This is a genomic window from Nonomuraea sp. NBC_00507 (assembly GCF_036013525.1).
GTDB lineage: Bacteria > Actinomycetota > Actinomycetes > Streptosporangiales > Streptosporangiaceae > Nonomuraea.
On the sequence record NZ_CP107853.1, the window covers coordinates 12,120,005 to 12,139,108 of the forward strand.

Annotated in this window: 17 protein-coding genes; 6 read left to right on the top strand and 11 right to left on the bottom strand. The window is 69.1% G+C overall.

Annotated elements, in window-relative coordinates; translation table 11 throughout:
- Window positions 1-64: 64 nt before the first annotated feature.
- The 10 genes from OHA25_RS57240 to OHA25_RS57285 all read right to left on the bottom strand — a co-directional run bounded on the left by OHA25_RS57240 (window position 65) and on the right by OHA25_RS57285 (window position 10,550).
- Window positions 65-1,198, bottom strand: coding sequence for a phospholipase D-like domain-containing protein (locus tag OHA25_RS57240; RefSeq protein ID WP_327585164.1), 1,134 nt, complete (start codon window positions 1,196-1,198; stop codon window positions 65-67).
- Window positions 1,199-1,208: 10 nt separating this feature from the next.
- Window positions 1,209-2,156 (bottom strand): ABC transporter ATP-binding protein, encoded by a 948-nt coding sequence (locus tag OHA25_RS57245; protein WP_327585165.1) that lies wholly within the window; start codon window positions 2,154-2,156, stop codon window positions 1,209-1,211.
- Entirely contained in the window at window positions 2,149-3,114 is a 966-nt protein-coding gene (locus OHA25_RS57250) for an ABC transporter ATP-binding protein (RefSeq protein WP_327585166.1), read from the bottom strand. The genes OHA25_RS57245 and OHA25_RS57250 overlap by 8 nt, the downstream gene beginning before the upstream one ends.
- Complete coding sequence (locus OHA25_RS57255; RefSeq protein WP_327585167.1) at window positions 3,111-3,968, bottom strand: ABC transporter permease; 858 nt, start codon at window positions 3,966-3,968, stop codon at window positions 3,111-3,113. Before OHA25_RS57255 ends, OHA25_RS57250 begins: the two co-directional genes overlap by 4 nt.
- Window positions 3,965-4,891, bottom strand: coding sequence for an ABC transporter permease (locus tag OHA25_RS57260; protein ID WP_305919039.1), 927 nt, complete (start codon window positions 4,889-4,891; stop codon window positions 3,965-3,967). Before OHA25_RS57260 ends, OHA25_RS57255 begins: the two co-directional genes overlap by 4 nt.
- On the bottom strand, window positions 4,888-5,931 hold the full coding sequence (locus tag OHA25_RS57265) for a LacI family DNA-binding transcriptional regulator (RefSeq protein WP_327585168.1): 1,044 nt from the start codon (window positions 5,929-5,931) through the stop codon (window positions 4,888-4,890). Before OHA25_RS57265 ends, OHA25_RS57260 begins: the two co-directional genes overlap by 4 nt.
- The gene (locus OHA25_RS57270; RefSeq protein WP_327585169.1) at window positions 5,924-7,432 is read right to left on the bottom strand and encodes an ABC transporter substrate-binding protein; all 1,509 of its coding nucleotides are present in this window, start codon (window positions 7,430-7,432) and stop codon (window positions 5,924-5,926) included. The genes OHA25_RS57265 and OHA25_RS57270 overlap by 8 nt, the downstream gene beginning before the upstream one ends.
- A 24-nt stretch (window positions 7,433-7,456) precedes the next feature.
- Entirely contained in the window at window positions 7,457-7,735 is a 279-nt protein-coding gene (locus tag OHA25_RS57275) for a hypothetical protein (protein WP_327585170.1), read from the bottom strand.
- Window positions 7,736-7,799: 64 nt separating this feature from the next.
- Window positions 7,800-8,747 (bottom strand): DUF6772 family protein, encoded by a 948-nt coding sequence (locus tag OHA25_RS57280; protein WP_327585171.1) that lies wholly within the window; start codon window positions 8,745-8,747, stop codon window positions 7,800-7,802.
- A 147-nt stretch (window positions 8,748-8,894) separates the two neighbouring features.
- The gene (locus tag OHA25_RS57285) at window positions 8,895-10,550 is read right to left on the bottom strand and encodes an alpha/beta hydrolase (RefSeq protein WP_327585172.1); all 1,656 of its coding nucleotides are present in this window, start codon (window positions 10,548-10,550) and stop codon (window positions 8,895-8,897) included.
- Window positions 10,551-10,616: 66 nt separating this feature from the next.
- Here OHA25_RS57285 and sigJ point away from each other — a divergent pair, with 66 nt between their 5' ends.
- Both sigJ and OHA25_RS57295 read left to right on the top strand, forming a co-directional pair.
- Window positions 10,617-11,561, top strand: a complete 945-nt coding sequence (gene sigJ / locus OHA25_RS57290; protein ID WP_327585173.1) for an RNA polymerase sigma factor SigJ — start codon at window positions 10,617-10,619, stop codon at window positions 11,559-11,561.
- Between the two features lie 94 nt (window positions 11,562-11,655).
- Window positions 11,656-12,960 carry an NAD(P)/FAD-dependent oxidoreductase gene (locus tag OHA25_RS57295; protein ID WP_327585174.1) on the top strand — a complete coding sequence of 435 codons (1,305 nt, stop codon included), beginning with the start codon at window positions 11,656-11,658 and terminating at the stop codon, window positions 12,958-12,960.
- A gap of 107 nt (window positions 12,961-13,067) precedes the next feature.
- Here OHA25_RS57295 and OHA25_RS57300 read toward each other — a convergent pair whose 3' ends face one another.
- Window positions 13,068-13,508: a DUF4396 domain-containing protein gene (locus tag OHA25_RS57300; protein ID WP_305919047.1), complete on the bottom strand. Its 441-nt coding sequence runs from the start codon at window positions 13,506-13,508 to the stop codon at window positions 13,068-13,070.
- Window positions 13,509-13,965: 457 nt separating this feature from the next.
- Here OHA25_RS57300 and OHA25_RS57305 point away from each other — a divergent pair, with 457 nt between their 5' ends.
- The 4 genes from OHA25_RS57305 to OHA25_RS57320 are packed head-to-tail and all read left to right on the top strand — an operon-like array spanning window position 13,966 to window position 19,098.
- Complete coding sequence (locus OHA25_RS57305) at window positions 13,966-15,585, top strand: ABC transporter substrate-binding protein (RefSeq protein ID WP_327585175.1); 1,620 nt, start codon at window positions 13,966-13,968, stop codon at window positions 15,583-15,585.
- Window positions 15,585-16,556 (top strand): ABC transporter permease, encoded by a 972-nt coding sequence (locus tag OHA25_RS57310; protein WP_327591199.1) that lies wholly within the window; start codon window positions 15,585-15,587, stop codon window positions 16,554-16,556. The genes OHA25_RS57305 and OHA25_RS57310 overlap by 1 nt, the downstream gene beginning before the upstream one ends.
- Window positions 16,553-17,404, top strand: a complete 852-nt coding sequence (locus tag OHA25_RS57315; protein WP_327585176.1) for an ABC transporter permease — start codon at window positions 16,553-16,555, stop codon at window positions 17,402-17,404. Before OHA25_RS57310 ends, OHA25_RS57315 begins: the two co-directional genes overlap by 4 nt.
- Complete coding sequence (locus OHA25_RS57320) at window positions 17,401-19,098, top strand: ABC transporter ATP-binding protein (RefSeq protein WP_327585177.1); 1,698 nt, start codon at window positions 17,401-17,403, stop codon at window positions 19,096-19,098. Before OHA25_RS57315 ends, OHA25_RS57320 begins: the two co-directional genes overlap by 4 nt.
- Window positions 19,099-19,104 lie beyond the last annotated feature (6 nt).

Genomic DNA, 19,104 nt, shown 5'->3' on the forward strand with positions numbered 1-19,104 from the left:
CTGGGGGTGGTTGACGAGCCATACCTGGCGCGAGCAGGGCCGCGCTGGTCGGGGCGATGGAGGGTCAGAGGTTGGCAGGGACGGCGGCGGCGCGGAGGGATTCGAAGTTGGCGACGTACTGGCCGTAGATCCCGCGGTCGTTCACGCGCAGCAGGGTCTCGTCGTTGCGGCGCAGTGACGTCTCGTTGAAGTTGTGGCTGCCCGTGTACACCTTGCCGTCCACCAGCAGGTACTTGGAGTGGATGCGCCCGGGCAGCGCGCTGCCGTCGGCGAGCAGGCGCAGGTCGACGCGCGGCTCGGTGAGGAGACTCTGCTTGACCTCCGGGCTGAGGATCCCGGCGACGATCTGCACGTCGCAGCCGCTCCTGGCCAGCTCGCGCAGCCGGTCGGCGATCGCGATGCGGAAAGTGTCCCACTCGGACATGCCCACGCGGATCTTCTCACCCGGCCGGCACGACACCCTGCGCAGGCTGTCGACGATGATGTCACCCTCGGCCTGCGGGAAGAAGGTGGCGACGACGGAGCCGGTGTGCACGGTGCGGTTGTAGTCGAGGTTCTTGCGCTCGGCCGCGAGGTCCTCGAAGTAGCTGTTGTACGCACGCGACAGCTGCCGGTCGTCGGTGAAGGTGACGGCGTTGTTCCAGTACGTCGTGGAGTTCAGGTCGGTGAGGTTGGCCGACGACTGCACGACGACGTCGGAGGCGGAGCCGGTGCGGGAGAACAGGTAGAACTTGTTGTGCTGGCCCTTGTTGCCGATGCACGCGGCGGTGCCGCCCGACATCGGCCCGGTGCAGACGTGCAGCCAGGAGTTCGCCGTGATGTCGGTGCCGAGGGCGGCGGCAAGCCGGGCGGCCACCGTGCCGCCGCGGGTGTCGCCGTCGACGAGCACCTGCACGTGAACGCCGCGGTCGCGGGCCTTGATCAGCTCGGTCGCGAAGCCCTCGCCCGCCGCACCCGACATGACGAAGTGCGCCACCCTGATCCTGGCGCCCGCCGGGGTCTGCTTGATCATGGAGCAGAGCCACTGGACGATGGCGGCGCCTTCCCCCGCGACGGGGTTGTTGAACACGGCGCCCGTGGCGACCGGGACGAGGGGCGCGGCGGCGCACGTGGAGTCGGCGGCGGACGCGGGGACGGACACGGCGAGCGGTAAGGCCAGCGCGGCGGCGGCCAGCGCGGACATGACCGTCTTGGTCATGGAGATCTCCTTATGAGGCGGCGAAGTGGCAGGCGACCGGGTGACCGGCGCCTCTTTCGATCAGTAAGGGTTCCTCGTCGCGGCACCGATCCTGGGCCAGCCAACACCGGGTCCGGAACCGGCAGCCTGTCGGCGGCGACAACGGGGAGGGAACATCTCCCGACAGGACGATCTCGTGACGGCCGGTCTCTCGCCAGTCGTCGATACCGGGCGCGGCCGACAGCAGCGCCTGGGTATACGGGTGGGCGGGCTTGGCGTAGATGCTGTCCTTCGGGCCGATCTCGGCGACCTTGCCGAGGTACATAACCGCCACCCGGTCGCACAGGTGGTGGACGACGCCGAGGTCGTGGGAGATGAACAGGTACGCGACGCCGAGATCGCGCTGGAGCTCCTGCAGCAGGTTGAGAATCTGGGCGCGGACCGAGACGTCGAGCGCGGAGACGGCCTCGTCGCAGATGATCAGGCGCGGCCGCACGGCCAGCGCCCTGGCGATGCTGATGCGCTGACGCTGCCCGCCCGAGAACTGGTGGGGATAGCGGTCGGCGTGCTCGGGCCGCAGCCCGACACGGCCGAGCAGGTCGCGCACCTCCTCGTCCCATCGTTCGCGTGGGACCAGGCCGGGGTGGATACGCCAAGCCTCCTTGATCAGCGCGGATACCGTCATGCGCGGGTTGAGCGACGCGTACGGGTCCTGAAAGATCAGCTGGATCCCCTGCCTGAGCCGCCGCAGCTCCTTGGCGGGCAGCGACGCCAGGTCCTTGCCCTCGAAGAGCACCTGACCGGAGGCAGGGCGGACGAGACCGACGATGGTCCTGGCCACGGTGGACTTGCCGCAGCCGGACTCGCCGACCAGGCCCACGGTCTCGCCTTCGCCGACGGTGAGGCTCACCCCGGCCACCGCCTGCACCTCGACGCGGCGCGTGCGGTAGGTGGTGACGAGATCGACGAGCTCAAGCATGCGCGATCACCTCCTCGGCGAAGTGGCAGGCGCTCGAGCGCCCGGGTCCGAGTTGACGGGGTTCGGGATCGCTCTCGCGGCAGACGTCGCGGGCGAGCGGGCAGCGGGCGGCGAAGGAGCAGCCGGTCAGCGGCTTGCTCAGGTCGGGCGGCTGGCCGCCGATCATCTCCAGCGGCCTGTCGTCGCGCACGGAGGGCACGGCGCGCATCAGGCCGCGGGTGTAGGGGTGGGCGGGCCGTTCGTACACCTCGGGCACGGTTCCCGTCTCCACGATCCGGCCCGCGTACATGACGGCGACCCGTTCGGCGGCTCTGGCGACCACGCCCAGGTCGTGGCTGATGAGGATCATGCCGAGGCGTTCCGCCCGCTGGCGTTCGCGCAGCAACCGCAGGATCTGGGCCTGCACGGTGACGTCCAGCGCGGTGGTCGGCTCATCGGCGACGAGCAGGCGGGGGTCGAGGGCCAGCGCCATGGCGATCATCACGCGCTGGCGCATGCCGCCGGAGAAGCGGTGGGGGTGCTCGTCCAGCCGCCGAGTGGCGTCGGGGATGCCGACCAGGCTCATCAGCTCGGCCGAGCGGCTGCGTGCCTCCTTCCTGCCGAGGCCGCGGTGCCTGCGGAACATCTCGCCGATCTGGTAGCCGACCGTCAGCGACGGGTTCAGCGCGCTGAGCGGATCCTGGAAGATCATCGAGATGCGCTCACCGCGGAGCTTCTGCCACTGCTCGTCGGTGAGCCCGGTGACCTCCTGCCCCTCGATGCGGATGCGGCCTGCGGCCAGCCGGGCGCCGTGCGGCACCAGGCCGAGCAGCGACTGCGCGGTCACGCTCTTGCCGCTCCCCGACTCGCCGACGACGGCCAGCGTCTCGCCCTCCTCAACCTGGAAGGAGACGCCCCGCACGACGCGGGTGCCGCCGAACTCCACGGCCAGGTCCTCGACCTCCAGCAGGGGACTCATGCGCTCAGCTCCGTCATCGGGTCGGACAAATCGCGCAACAGGTCACCGAGCACGCCGATGCTGACCACCACGAGCGCCAGCGCGAGGCCGGGCGCGGCGGCGATCCACCAGGCGGAGGCCAGGTAGTCGCGGCCCTGCGCGATGGTGGCACCCCAGGAGGCCTGCGAGGCGGGCACGCCGAGGCCGAGGAAGCTCAGCGACGCCTCGGCGACCATGGTCAGGCCGACCTGCACGGTCGCCGCGACGAGCAGCGGCGGCAGGCAGGAGGGCAGGATGTAGTGGATGAGGATGCGCCCGTGGGAGGCGCCGAGGACGCGGGCGGAGTCGACGAACTCGCGGTGCCGTACGGCCAGCGCCGACCCGCGCACCACTCTCGCGAAGATCACCCATCGGGTCACGGCGAGCGCGATGATCACGTTGACCATGCTGGGCCCGAGGACGCCCGCCAGCAGGATCGCCAGGAGCAAGCTGGGGAAGGCGAGCTGGATGTCGCCGATGCGGGAGATGATGCCATCGGTCCAGCTACCGAAATATCCGGACAGAAGGCCGAGCACCAGGCCGATCGACCCGCCCACCAGCACAGTCACCAGCGCCACGGTCAGCGACGTGCGCATGCCGGCCAGCACCTCGGCCAGCAGGTCCTGGCCCACCTGGTCCGTGCCGAGCCAGGCGATGGCGCCGTCGGACAACCGGCTGCCCGGGGGCAGCAGCCGGTTCTGCGGGCTGGTGACCGCGGCCTCGAACGGAACGAGGAACGGCCCGACCAAGCCGGCGACCGCGAACAACAGCACGGTCCCGATGGCCAGCCGCGCTCGCAGGGGCAGCCGCCGGAGCACGGCGGTGTCGAGCGTCATGCGTTCTCCAACTGGATCCTGGGGTCGAGGTAGCTGTAGAGCACGTCGACCAGCAGGTTGAGCGTGATGTAGCAGACGGTGACCACGGTGAGGACGGCCTCGACCACGGAGTAGTCGCGGAAGGTGATCGAGTCGACGAGCAGCGAGCCGATCCCCGGCCAGGCGAAGACCACCTCGACGATGACGCCGTTGGCGATGAAGAAGCCCATCAGCAGGCCGAGCATGGTCACGACGGGCACCAACGTGTTGCGCAGCACGTGGATGTAGAAGACCACCCGCCTGCTCAGGCCCTTGGCCCGAGCCGTGCGCACGTAGTCCTGGTTCATCTCCTCAAGAATCCCGGTGCGCACCAGACGGCCGAGCCAGCCGACGAACGGCAGCGCGAGCGTGAGCGCGGGCAGCAGCAGGCTCGCCATGGTGCCGTCGGCGGTGCTCGGCAGGATCTGCAGCAGCCTGGCGAAGATCAGCGAGAGCATGATGCCGATCCAGAACGGCGGCAGAGCCTGCCCGACCAGCGACGAGACGGAGACCAGGTGGTCGGCCACGGTGTTGGCGTGCCTGGCCGCGAACGTGCCCGCCAGGAAACCGAGCACCACGGTGAAGATCATGGCCCAGATCGACAGGCTCAGTGTGGGGCCGAGGCGTTCCAGCGTGGCGTCCAGAGCGCTGCCGCCCTGCCGCCAGGAGTCGCCGAAGTCCAGGCGCAGGACGTCGAGCAGGTGACCGAAGTACTGCGCGATGATGGACTGATCCAGGCCGAGCTCGGTGCGGAGCTCGGCCAGCTGCTCGGGGGTGGCCTGGCTGCCGAGGATCAGCTCGGCGGGATCGCCGGGCAGCACGCGCAGCGCGATGAAGACGATGGTGACCGCGCCCCAGATCTGCAAGAGCGCCTGGGCGAGGCGGCGTCCGAGGAATCCGGTCATCGGCGGCTCGATCCGCGCACGATGAGCGTCGGCGGGAAGAGGATCTTCTCTGGCGAGCCCGTGGCCGACTTGGTCAGCCGCCGCAGCATGCAGTCGACCGCCGACACCGCGATGTCCGCGGCGGGCAGGTCGACCGTGGTGAGCGACGGTATGACGTAGGGCGCGAAGGGGTGGCCGCCGTACCCGACGACCAGCACGTCCTCGGGGACGCGCAGCCCCGCCTCGTGCGCGACGCGGTATATGGCCAGCGCGAAGTAGTCGTTCCCCGCGACGAAGGCCATCGGGCGCTCGGCGGCGCTGATCACCTCGCGGGCCATCCGGTAGGCCTCGCCCGGGTCCCACGGCATCGCGCTCTGTTCCAGCCGCCTGGTCGGGACCTTGATCAACGTGTCCTGCCGCATCGGCTGCCCGCTTTCGGCCATGGCACGGCGGTAGCCCTCGACCCGGTCGGCGACCGAGGAGACGCCCAGGTCCTCTTCCAGGAAGTAGATCTTCCTGGCGCCCTGGTCGAGGGCGTGCCTGGCCGCCTCGTAGCCGCCGCGAGCGTGATCGACGCCTACGAGGTCGGCGTTCAGTTCGGGGATGTCACGGTTGATCAGCACCAGCGGCACCCCGGCCGAGCGGAACGGGCGCCAGTGCTCGGCGCCCTCCTGCACGGCCACCATCAGGACCCCGTCGACGCCGCGGCGCAGCAGCTCCTCGGCTGCTCGCCGCTCGTTGTCCAGAGACTCCTCGGTCGCCATCAGCAGCAGCGAGTAGCCGTGCTCACGGCAGTGCTGCTCCATGCCGCTGATCAGCTGCGCGTAGAACGGGTTGGAGGGATTCGTGATCACCATGCCGAGCGTGGTCGCGGAGCCCAGGACCAGGGAGCGGGCGGTCACGTTCGGCACGTAGCCGAGCCGAGCCGCCTCCGCCTTGACCCGGTTCCTGGTCTCCACGCCGACGCTGTCCTTGTCCAACAGCGCCCGCGACACGGTGTTGACCGACACCCCGAGGCTCTCGGCGATGTCTTTCAGCGTCGTACGGCGTCCCTCAGGCATGATCGGCGGAGACCGTCCTGAACTCGGGCTGGCTGTTGGCCGCCGGGCGGAAGCCCTTGACCGTGGAGCGCACGCCGTAGGTGGCGGCCAGCGCCGCCGGGAACACGCCGACCGCGTCGGACCAGATGATCGCGCACGCCTGGCCGTACAGGGCCTTGCGTCTGTCCTGGTCGGCGGTCGACTTGGCCTCGGCGAGGAGCGCGTCGAGCTCCTTGTTGGCGTAGCCCATGCGGTTGGCCGCCGAGGTATACAGCCGGCCGAGCGTGTAGTCGGCGTCTGCGGTGGTCACGGTGTTGACCTGGAGCTCGATGTCCCAGTCGAGCGCGGTCAGCCGCTTGATCCAGGCGGCCTTCTCGATCTGCTGCGGCTCGACGACCACGCCCACCTTGGCCCACGCGGAGATGAACGACTGGGCCAGCTCGGTGGCCAAGGGCCCGGTGTCCCTGAACCACATCATGGAGGTACGGATGCCGTCCGCGTATCCCGCCTCTGCCAGCTCCTTCTTGGCCAGGTCGGGGTCGTACTCATAGAGCTTCTGCGGGGCGTGTCCGAACACCGCCGCCGGGATGGGCGCGTCCATGACCGTCGCCGCCTCGCCGTACAGGTTGGCGACGATGCCCTTGACGTCGAGCGCGTGGGAGAGCGCGCGGCGCACCTTGGGGTCGGTGAACGGCTTGCGCCCGCAGTTGAACCAGGTCAGGAAGTAGTTCAGGCCCGGTGTGCTCGCGACGGAGATCCCGGAAACCTGGCGCAGGCGCTTGAGCTCGTCGGGCGGGATGATCCAGGTGACGTCCACCTCGCCGTTCTGCAGCGAGGTCATCCGCGTGGACGCCTCGGGGATGTAGGGCAGGCGCAGGCCCCGCAGCGTGGACGCGCCGCCCCAGTAGTTCTTCACCGGGGTGAGGACCAGCTGTGACGACGGTGTGAACGACTCCACGGCGAACGGCCCGCTTCCCACCGGCTTGCGGAAGAAGCCCGCCTTGCCCATTTGGGTCGCTGGGAGGATGAACGCCAGCGTCAGGTTCACCAGCATCGTGCCGAGCGGCTCGGCGGTGGTGATCTTGACGGTCCGCGCGTCCGGCGCCTCGACCGAGGCGACCGCGGCCCACAGCGGCTTCTGCGGCCCGGTCGACTTGGCCAGCCGTTCCAGCGAGGCCTTCACATCGGCCGAGGTCAGCTTGCTGCCGTCATGGAAGGTGACGTCCTCGCGAAGCGTGAACACCCACGTCTTGTCGTCGGGTTGGGTCCATGACGTGGCCAGGCTCGGCGCCGGCTCGGTGCCGTTCCTGGTCACGAGGGTGTCGTAGATCTGCCGGTTGGCCAGCAGCGACGCCTCGTCGACCGCGCTCGGACCGTGCGGGTCCAGGTCGTTGATGGCCTGGTTGAACGCGGCGCTGAGCGGGGCGTTCTGGTCGGAGCCGGGCCCGCCAGGGGCGCATCCTGCGATCAGGACAGTCCCTCCGAGGAGGGTGAGGAACTGGCGCCTGCCTACATCGTCCATGTCGCTTACCTTCTGTCAGCTCTGTCAGCTCTTGAGTGCCAGGTAGATCAGGACTTTCGCCTTCGGATCGCCCCCGCGAAGTGAAGCCCGCAGCCGCAGCCAGTGACCGAACTCCCGCACGCGCCAGGACACAAGGCCCGGCTCAGTGGTCACCAGCTCGGGTGTCTCCTCGTCGCACCAGTGCAGCCCGTCAGGGGAGATCTGGGTGACGAGGTGGAGGCTGGGTTGCTCACCTTCGAGCTCCAGCGTCCGCACGAACCATCGGGCTTCGCCCGCCCATGCGGCTTCGTACGGCTCAGTCATGAAATCTGCGGTGAAAGTGGTGTTCCGCTCGAGTACGGCGGTTTGAGCGTTCTTCATGCCGAGGTCACCAATCCACGGAGATCAGGGCGGAATCAAGGAAGAGGAAGTTGCGGACGGGAGAATGGGTCCGCACGCTGACGTAGAAGTTCAGCAGGTTCTCCAAGCCGTCATACCTGTCCGGATAGTGCGGGACAGGGACGTCACGTAGATCCATGACCCGGTCGTTGACCTGAAGTTCGACGTTGGTCCGTGAGCGGGTGTCGAACTGCCAGCGCAAGTAGTGCCAGTTGACCTTGGTCGGCACCTCGTTGTAGCAGAGGAACTGCGGCTCCTCGTCGAGCGGGTGCCAGTCCTCGGGGTTGGGCGCGGTGAAGTCCTCGGTCGCCACCAGGTTGTCCTGGTTGTGCAGGTTCTCCTTTGGCGTCGGCTCGGGCACCACCGGGTACACCCAGCGCCTGGTCAGCTTGTTGTCCAGGTCGGTGTTCTGGTAGCGCATCACCGTGTGGTAGCGGACGCCGTCGCCGTCGCACAGGTCGGTCGCGATCGTGAAGCAGCCGAACTGCGCCTCCGACGGGTGCAGGTTACCGTCCCACTCGATCTCGCCGAAGCGGTTGCCGAGGCTGGACTCTGCCGTCGCCGCCTCGCTCTTGTAGGTGAAATAGGTCTCGAACTGCACGATCCCGCGCTGCGCCATCGTCAGCCGGCGGATCGCCACCCCCGTGTGTCCGGTGACCGGCCTGGTGGCCACCTTGAGCGCGTACGTGCCGCTCATCGCGCCGTGCGTGCCGGTGTCGAAGAAGTCGCATGAGCTGAGCTGCGGCGGACGGAAGTCGCGCATGTGCTTGTCGACGGTGTCCAGGTTGCCGTGGCCGTCATGGTTGCCGATGAGCTCGGTCCAGCCGTGGGTGCCGGTGTTGAACTCGTCGAAGGCGAGGATGCGGGGCAGCGGGTTGAACTTCGACAGCTTCGGATCGGCCGCGATCAGCGCGCGACGCAGATCATCGCTTTCCAAGTCGTCCTCCTACGAACCAAGAGGATTAACGTTCACGTGAACGTTAATCCTGAAGTTCAAGGAAGTTAACTTGTCCTATCCGTGAGCGTCAAGGCTTGGTTACAAAGCGGACATCCAACACCTGACGCCTCCGGGAGGCACCGAGCGTCACGAGCAGACCGTGCCGTCGGCCGGGACCTTGCCGTCGAGCAGATAGCCGTCCACCGCGTCGGTGACGCAGTCGCTGCCGGGGTAGGCGCCATGGCCCTCGCCCTTGTACGCGACCTCGACGCCGACGCCCTCGCCGAGCTGTTCGGCCATCCGCCGGGCGCCCTCGTACGGGGTCGCCGGATCGCCGGTGGTGCCGATGACGACGATGGGCTCCGCACCCTTGGCGCTGACCTCGACGGTCCGCGACGAGCCTTCCCTGACCTTCCAGCCGGAGCAGGTGAGCAGGGTCCAGGCCATGGATTCGCCGAAAACGGGCGATGCGTCACGGAACTGCGGGAGCCGGTCCAGGACATCCTGCTCGGTGTAGCGGTCGCTGGAATCGGCGCAGATCACGGCCGTGTACGCGGACTGGAGATTGTTGTACCGGCCGTTCTTGTCCCGGCCGTTGTAGAAGTCGGCGAGGAACTGGAGCCAGCGTCCGTCCCCGTTCTTCTTCATGGCGTCCCGCAGCCCGGACTTCAGCATGACCCAGGTCTCCTTGCCGTACAGCGCGGCCGCCATGCCGGTGAGTGCCTCGGCCTGGGTGAGTTCGCCGCCGTCCTCGCCGGCCTTCAGCGGCTTGCTGTCGAGCCGCTTCAGCAGGGCCGTGATCTTGCGGATCCCCGCGTCGGTGTTCTTACGGGCGGCGGGGCCGGAGCCGGTGGGGCAGTCGGGCTCCTTGGCGCAGTCCTTCATGAAGTTCTCCAGCGCCAGCTGGAAGCCCTTGGCCTGGCTGAGGGCCACGGCCGCATCGTCCTGAGTGGGGTCGACGACGGCGTCGAGGACGGTGCGGCCGACGTTCTCGGGGAAGAGGTGGGCGTAGACGCCGCCCAGTTCGGTGCCGTACGAGATGCCGAAGTAGTTGAGCCTGCGGTCGCCGAGGAGCTGACGCATCAGGTCCATGTCGCGAGCGGCGCTGACGGTGTCGACGTGCGGCAGTATCCTGCTGGAGTTCTTCTCGCAGGCCTGGATGAACGCCTTTGACCTGGTGCGCAGTTGTCCCAGCTCGGTGGCGTCGTCAGGGGTGCTGTCGGCCGCGAGCCAGCGTTCGAGGGCCTTGTCGTCCAGGCAGCGCACACCCCCGCTGTTGCCGATGCCGCGCGGGTCGAAGCTCACCAGGTCGTAGCGCTCGTGCAGCTTCATGTACTCGTCGGCGGCGAACTGGGGCAGGGAGGCCACTCCGGAGCTGCCGGGGCCGCCGAAGTTGAAGACAAGCGAGCCGATCCGTCCCTTGGACTCGGTCTTCGGTTTGGCCTCGGCCCTGATGAGGGCGAGGTCGATCGTCTCGCCGTCCGGCTTCGCGTAGTCGAGTGGCACCTTCATCGTCGTGCACTGCCAGGCGGTGCCGTCCGGCAGCTTGCCCGGTCTTCTGTCAGCGCCCTGGAGGACGGACGGGGCTGGGCAGGGCTTCCACCTCAGCTTCTGGGCGGTGAGGGAGGCGGGCAGGGTGACGGAGTCCACCTCGCTTCCGCTGCCGGTTGCGCTGCCGGTTGCGGTGCCTTCGGTGCCTTTTGCGGTGCCGGGGTCGGGGTCGGCAGTGGTCCTGCAGGCCGTGGCCGTGCCGGCGATCAGCAGAGCGGCGAGGGACAGGGCGGTGGTGGTCTTGCGGCGCATAAGGCAGCGTAGCCGTGGCCGTGCAGATCAGGCCGCGCCGCACGCCGTGCGGGCTAGGATCGGGCCATGCCCTTGACCGTGGACGACGTCGACCGGTTCGAGGTCTCCAGGCCGCGCATGGAGGCCATCGCCTACCGCCTCCTCGGCTCCGCGGGGGAGGCGGAGGACGCCGTGCAGGAGACGTTCCTGCGCTGGCAGGCCGCCGACGTCGACCGCATCGAGGTCCCCGAAGCCTGGCTGACGAAGGTCCTCACCAACCTGTGCCTCAACCAGCTCACCTCCGCGCGGGCGCGCCGCGAGACCTATGTGGGCCAATGGCTTCCCGAGCCGCTGCTGGCCGGGGACCCGATGCTCGGCCCGGCCGACACCGCCGAGCAGCGCGAATCGGTCTCCTACGCGGTCCTCACCCTCATGGAGCGCCTCTCCCCCAACGAGCGGGCGGTTTACGTGCTGCGTGAGGCCTTCGACTATCCGCATCGGGAGATCGCCGAGATCCTCGACATCACCGAGGCCGCCAGCCAGCAGATCTTCCACCGCGCCAAGAAGCACGTCGCGGACGGCAAGGCCCGCACCGAGATCGACAAGGCCGCCGCCCGGCGGATCGTCGAGGAGTTCCTGGCGGCCGCCACCAGCGGCCGGACCGAGCCGCTCGTGCGCCTGCTCACCCAGGACGCCATCTCGATCGGCGACGGCGGTGGGAAGGTTCCGGCCCGCGCCAAGGCGTTCGAGGGCGCCGTCGCGGTCGCGAAGTTCCTACGGGGCCTGTTCAAACCCAGCGAGGCCAAACGCGCCCTGGCCGGCGGCGTGCCCGAGATCTACGCCTGGACCGCCAACGGCGACCCCGCCGTCGTGGCCGTCGTGGACGGGCGGGTCATCGGCGTCATGTGCCTGGAGGTCACCGTCGAGGGCATCGCCGCGTTCCGCAACCAGGTCAACCCCGACAAGCTCGAACGCGCTTCCGCGCACTGGGCGGGCGTCGGCCACGGGGAGCCCCTGTTCAACGGCTTCTGACCGCTTGTGTGAGGTGCTTCACATCGCGTTCCTGTCAGGAAACGGCGGGCCGCCCGGTTCAAGGGGCAAACCCGCGCACGACAGGAGCAAGGACATGCAGCACCGCATCGTCGTCCTCGGAGCCGGATACACCGGAGCCGTCGCCGCCGGCCGCCTCGCCAAGCGGCTCCGCCGCGAGGACGTCGCCATCACCCTCGTCAACGCCGAATCCGACTTCGTCGAACGCGTCCGCATGCACCAGCTGGCGACCGGACAGGACCTCAAGCCCCGGCCGTTCAGCGAGATGTTCGCGGGCACCGGCGTCGAGCTGAGGCTCGCGAAGGTCACCGGCGTCGACGTCGACCGCAAGACCGTCACCGTCATCGACGCGAACGGCGCAGGCTCGAACGCGCCCGAGTCCGGCGCAGCCTCGAACGCGCCCGAGTCCGGCGCAGCCTCGAACGCGCCCGAGTCCGGCGCAGCCTCGATCGCGCCCGAGTCCGGCGCAGAAGAACTCGCCTACGACACGCTCGTCTACGCCCTCGGCAGCGGCTGGAACGCCCAAGGCGTCCCCGGGACCGCCGAGCACGCCTATGAGATCGCCAGCCGCCCCGGTGCACTTCGGCTGCGCGAGCGCCTGGCCCACCTCGACGCCGGGCAGACCGTGGTCGTCGTCGGCGGCGGCCTCACCGGCGTGGAAGCCTCGACCGAGATCGCCGAGGCACGCCCGGACCTCGACGTCGCCCTCGCCGCCCGCGCCGGCCTCGGCGACTGGCTTTCCCCCAAGGGCCGCGAGCACCTGCGGAAGGTCTTCGGCAAGCTCGGGATCACCGTGCACGAGCACGCCGCCGTCACCGGCGTCGAAGCCGACCGCGTCGCCACCGCCGACGGCACGGCCATCCCGGCCGCGGTCACCGTGTGGACCGCCGGCTTCGCGACCCACCCGATCGCGAAGGCGACCACGCTGGAGGTCACCGGCAGCGGCCAGATCGTGGTCGACGGGACCATGCGCTCGGTCTCACACCCGGACGTGTACGCCGTCGGCGACGCGGCCATGGTGATGGGCCCAGGGGACAAGCCGCTGCGGATGTCGTGCGCTTCGGGAATTCCGACCGCGTGGCAGGCCGCCGACGCGATCGCGGCGCGCCTGACCGGCGGGAAACTCCCGAACACGCCGATCCGCTACTTCAACCAGTGCATCTCACTGGGCCGCAAGGAGGGTTTGATCCAGTACGTCACCGCCGACGACCGCGCCGTACCGGCGGTCCTGGCCGGACGGCTCGCCGCCGTCTACAAGGAGCTGGTCTGCAAAGGCGCCGCCTGGGGCGTGGCCAACCCGACGCTCGGGCTGCCCACCCGGCGCCGCCGCGTCACGCGGGAGCGGACCGCGGCGGGCTCAGCCGTCAAGGCGCCGGCGTAGACCACGACGCGACGCAAGCGCCCTCGATGCGAGGGCGCCCGCTTCGCTCTCGGTCTTCGCGCTATCGCCCGTAGGACCCGTAGGAGAGGTCTCAGGAGTGCGGGCCGTCAGTGGTGGTAGGCGTGAATGACCGCATGGCCCTTGCCCCGTCCGATGATCCACTTGTTGATCGGCCACGTGACGAGGAACGCGACCAACAGCGCGAAGGCCAGCGCACCCCAGAACAACACAGAGGCGAGACCGGCGTCCATGGCGCCCGGAACGATCACCATGACGCCGTTGTCGACGATCTCCATGACGAGGATCGACAGCGTGTCCGCGGCCAGCGCGAGCCGCAGCGCCTTACGCCAGTCCACGCCGGCACGGAACAGGCCACGCAGCGTGAGCGCGTACCCGAAGATGAACGCCAGGACGACGGCCAAGATGATGCTGGGCACGTCATGCCAGCCCAGCGCGGTGGCGATCACCATGCCGAGGACCTCGCCAATGGCGCAACCGGTGAGGCAGTGCAACGTCGCCGACGCGGCCGCTCCCCAGGTCACCTTCATCCGGTGTGCTTCATGATCGCCGCCCTGGGAGTGGCCGTGATCATGCGAGCCGTGATCCTGGTGTTCATGCCCAGCGTGCTGAAATGATTCAGACATTGCTACCTTCTAGGTCGATCAAGCGCATCTTGGCGCCAATTTATACCCCACCAGGGTATGGATGCAAGTAGATGTCGCGGTAGGGCGGAAGCCTGCATCTACGATGATCAATAGGAAGCATCGTTTCGCGACTGTTACGGACGGACAGTCAACAGCCTCTTCCCGGCCGCTCGACCATGCTTCTGGCCCACATAAGAGCAGGTCAGTAGGATAGACAGCCTCGCAAAGGAGCCGTGCAGCGGAATTACGGAGTTTACATATTGGGCACTTGTATCTACGGAAAACCTCTATAGAGTCGCATGAAACACCCGTCCGCCCACCGCGGCGGCGATCTCAACCTCTTATACCCCCGGGAGGTTCCGTGTACCGGCAATCGAGGATGTTCATCGCGATGGCGGCCGCACTCTGGATGGCTCTGGCCGGGTGCGGCGCGGGCACCGAGCCTCCGCAGAGCGGGAAGACCTCCGCTGCCGCCAAGAGCGTGACGATCGCCATCTCCTCGGATGAGGGGACGCTGACCCCGTTCACCAACCAGACCGGTTATCCGGGGAATAACCTGGTGAAGCTGATCTTCGACACGCTGGTCATCGTCCAGGGCGACGGGGTCACTCCGCTGCTGGCCAGGCAGATCCAGACCACCGACAACAAGGTCTTCACCATGCCGCTCAGGCAGGGCGTCACCTGGCACGACGGCAAGCCGCTGACCGCCGACGACGTGGTGTTCAGCGTTGAGTTCTACAAGAAGCACCTGGAGGGTGACTCCTCGATCGACGTGCGGCCGGTGGAGAGGGTGACCGCGAGCGGCGACACCGTGACTCTGACCCTCAAGGCGCCCGATCCGGAGTTCCCGCGGCGCATTCTGGCCGACATGGCCATCTTGCCCAAGCACCTGTGGGAGTCGGTGGAGAAGGTCGGCGAGGCCGGGACCGACAAGGCGATCGGCACCGGCCCGTACAAGCTCACGCAGTACGACAACGCCCGCGGCTACACGCTGACCGCCAACGCCTCCTACGCCATGGGCAAGCCGAAGGCCGACACCGTGAAGATCGTCGTCATCCCGGAGGAGTCCACGCAGTTCGCCGCCCTGCGCACCGGCGAGATCCACCTGTCCACCCGCATCGTGCCGCCGCAGCAGCTCCAGGCGCTGGAGCGCCAGCCGAACATCGGCGTGGTGAAGGGCACCGAGTTCGCCTCGACGCTGCTGGCCTTCAACACCACCAGGGCCCCGTTCGACAAGCCGGAGGTCCGGCGCGCCCTGGCGAAGGCGATCGACGTGACCGACCTGGTCAAGACGGCCCTGCTCGGCCAGGGCACGCCCGGCAACCCGGGCTTCATCCACGCCGAATCCCCCGTCAAGCCCGACAGCCTCGCCCCGCTCTACGACGTCGAAGCGGCCAAGCGTGAGCTCGACGCGCTGGGGGCCAAGCCGGGCGCCGACGGGATCCGGGTGCTCGACGGCAAGCCGATGTCGTACGAACTGCTGGTCCAGAGCACCTCCACCGACCGGCTGCGCAGCGCGGAGCTGATCCGCGACATGCTCAAGGCAGTGGGTGTGGCCGTGAAGGTGTCCTCGCTCGACCCCGACTCGCTGGATGCGAAGGTGTGGCCCGACTACGACGTACGCAAGGGCCGCAACTACGACATGTCCATGTGGGGCTGGTCCGCTCCGGTGATGCTGAGCAGCGGCACCATTGCCCAGCTGGTCGCCTCGGATCCGGAGGACGGCTCCCTCAACGTCGTCGGTTTCAAGGACGACCAGGTCGATTCCGTCGTGAAGACCCTGACCTCTGCCCCGACCATGGAGGACAGGACGGCGGCAGCCAAGCAGCTTCAGGCTCAGATCGCCGAGCAGATGCCGTTCCTGACGCTCTACTACCGCAACGGCGCCTACGCCTTCCGCAAGGACGTCTACAGCGGCTGGGCCTGGCAGAACGGCTCGGCGGTGCTCAACAAGTTCTCCCTCGTCGAGTTCAAGCCGTGATGCCCTGGCGATATGCGGCGGGCAGGCTGGCCGAGTACGCCGCCGTGCTGGCGGTGGCGCTCACGCTGAACTTCGCCCTGCCCCGCGCCCTGCCGGGCGGCCCGCTGAAGTCGTTCGGCAGCCCGGAGGCGCTCGCGAGGCTGACTGACGACGAACGGGCGCAGATCGCCACCCAGTACGGCTTCGGCAAGCCCCTGCACGAGCAGTTCCTCGACTACCTCGGCGGCGTCTTCACCCTCGACCTCGGCACCTCACTGTCCGACGGACGGCCGGTGACACAGGCGCTGGGCGAGGCGTTGCCGTGGACGTTGCTGCTCGTTGGCACCAGCATCATCTGCACTGCGCTGGTGGGCGTGACGTTCGGTGTGCTGGGTGCGCTGCGCCGCCGCGAAGGCAAGGGTTCGGGGCTGCTCGGCACGGCCATCGTGCTCGACTCGTTTCCCCAGTTCTGGCTGGGGATGCTGCTCATCGTCCTGTTCGGCGTGCAACTCCAGTTGCTCCCGACTTTCGGGGTGTCGGGCGTCGAAGGCGTGACGGTCTCCGGGGTGTTGCTGCATCTGATCCTGCCGGTGACCACCATGACGCTGACCGGGATGGGCTACCTGTTCCTCTACACCCGCTCGTCGCTGCTGACGGTGTTGACCAGCGAGCCGATCCAGCACGCGCACGCCCGCGGCGTCCCCTATGGGCGGCTTGTCAGGCGGCATGCGTTGCGGCCCGCCCTGCTGCCCGTGCACACGATCCTCATGATGGAGATCGGCTTCCTGGCCGCGGGCTCGATCGTGGTGGAGACCGTCTTCGCCTATCCGGGGCTCGGCCGGCTGACCTTCGACGCGATCACGGCCCGCGACTATCCGCTGATGCAGGGCGCGTTCCTGGTGCTGACGCTGATGGTCGTGCTGATGAACGCGGTGGCCGACGCCACGTACCCGCTGCTCGATCCCCGCGCCAGAACCGGAGGCGGCCCATGATGTTCCTGCGCGCGCCCCGCCGCAGCCTCCTCGGCACGCAAGGGCTGATCGGCGCCGGCATCCTTGTCGCGATCGTCGGCGTCGCCCTTTACGGCACGCTGCTGCCCGACGACGCGGGCCGCGCCCGGGTGGCGCAGCCCTACGCCCCTCCGGGAGCGGGGCTGCCGCTCGGAGCCGACGATCTCGGCAGGAACCTCCTCGACCAGCTCATCGTCGGCGCCGGCACCTCGCTGAGCCTGGCGTTCATCGTCGCCGCGGCCACCACCGCGCTCGCGGCGCTGGTGGGCGGGGCGGCCGGGATCGGGCCGCGGTGGTTGTCGGCCACGCTGATGCGCGGCACGGACGTCATGCTGGTGCTGCCCGAGCTGATCCTCTACATTCTCGCGGCGGCCTTCCTCGGCCAGTCCTTCGGCACGCGGGTGACGATCCTGGCCCTGATCCTCTGGCCGGTCCCGGCCCGGGTGCTGCGGGCCGCCGTGCTGACCGCCTGGTCGCGCGGCCATCTGGAGGTGGCCCGCGCGATGGGGGCGCCCCGCTGGTGGCTGCTCCTGCGGCACGGCTCCTACCTGATCGGGCCGCTGCTCATCCCGGTGTTCGTCCGTACGGCGATGCGTGCCGTCATCTACGACGCGACCCTGTCGTTCCTCGGCCTCGGGGACCCGACCGCGCCGAGCTGGGGCACCACGCTGTTCTGGGTGCAGACCAACGGCGTGTTCCTGTCGGAGGCCTGGCTGTGGTGGGCGCTGCCACCGGGCGCCGCGATCACGCTCACCGTGCTGGCCCTCGCCCTCATCGGCATCGCCGTCGAGGAACGGCTCAACCCCGCGCTCAGGGAGGCCACCCGATGACGCTGTCACTACGCGATCTCACGATCAGCTACGGCAACCTGACCGCGGTGGACCGGATCAGCCTGGACGTCGAGGAGGGCGAGGTCGTGGCGCTCGTGGGCGAGAGCGGCTGCGGCAAGACCTCGCTCGCCCGCGCCCTGCTCGGGCTGCTCCCCCGCACCGCTTCCGTCACCGGCTCCGCGCAGCTCGGCGAGGACGAGCTGGCAGGGCGCACCGACTGGAAGGACATCCGAGGCCGCCGGGTCGCCATCGTGCCGCAGGGCGCGATGTCCGGCCTCAGCCCGGTGCACCGGATCGGCGCCCAACTCGTCGAGATGCTCACCCTGCACGGCGGCCACGCGGACCCGGCCGAGCTGCTGGAACGCGTCGGCCTCCAGCCGGCCATGCTGCGGTGCTATCCGCACGAGCTGTCCGGAGGCCAGCGGCAACGGGTCGCGATCGCCCTGGCCCTGGCGGGCGAGCCGCGGCTGCTGATCGCCGACGAGCCCACCACGGGGCTGGACGCGATCACGCAACGGCAGGTCCTCGCCCTACTCGCGGGTCTCGGCACCACCATGCTCATCGTCTCTCACGACCTCGCCGGGCTGATGCCGTACGCGGACCGGGTCGCGGTCATGTACGCGGGCCGCCTCGCCGAGGTGCGCCCCGCCCGTACGCTGGCCGCCGAGCATGCCCACCCCTACACGGCGGGCCTGCTGACGGCGACGCCTGTCGCGGACCGGCAGGTGCCGTGGGGCAGCATCCCCGGCTCCGCGCCCGCGCTCGACCTGCTGCCGGAAGGGTGCCGGTTCGCCCCGCGCTGTCCCCTGGCCACCAGCCTGTGCAGCGAGGAAGCGCCGCCGCTGCGCTCGCACGGCCCGGCGCAGGTGGCCTGTCACCACCACGACAAACCGGCATTCCCAGTGGTGCCGCGAGGCGACCATCCGCTGGGGGCTCCGGTGGTCCGCGTGGCCGATGTCCATCATCGCTACCGGACGCGGACGAGGACCGTGGAGGCGCTGCGTGGCGTCGATCTCGACATCCACGCCGGAGAGATCGTCGCGCTCGTGGGCGAGAGCGGCTCCGGCAAGAGCACCCTGGCCAGGATCATCCTCGGCTTGCTGCGCCCGGCCGGCGGCCGGGTCGAGATCGCGGGTGAGGACCTGACCACGCGGCGGGGCCGTGCGCTGCGCCGCCTGCAGCAGCGGATCGGCTTCGTCCACCAGGACCCTTACGACGCGCTCCACCCCGGGATGCGCGTCGCTAGCCTGGTGGCCGAACCCCTCGTGACGACCGGCGCACCACGGGAACAGCGAGCCGAGCGGGTGCGGGAGGCGGTGAGCGCCTCCGGGCTGCCGGTGTCGGACGAGTTCCTGCAGCGCTTCCCCGGTCAACTGTCGGGCGGGCAGCGGCAGCGCGTGTCCATCGCCAGGGCGCTCGCCGCCGATCCCCTCCTCCTGGTCGCCGACGAGGCCACCTCGATGCTGGACGTCTCCACCCGCGCCGGCATCGCCACCACGCTCCGCACGCTGGCCGTCGATCGCGGGCTCGCCGTCCTGTTCGTCACCCACGACCTGGGCGAGGCGGTGCAGTCGTGCGACCGGATCGTGGTGCTGCGCAGCGGCGCCGTCGTCGAGCACGGCCTGTCCGCCCACCTCGCCAGCGCCCCTTCCCATCCGTACACGGCCCAACTGCTTGAAGCAGCTCAGACCTGACAAGGA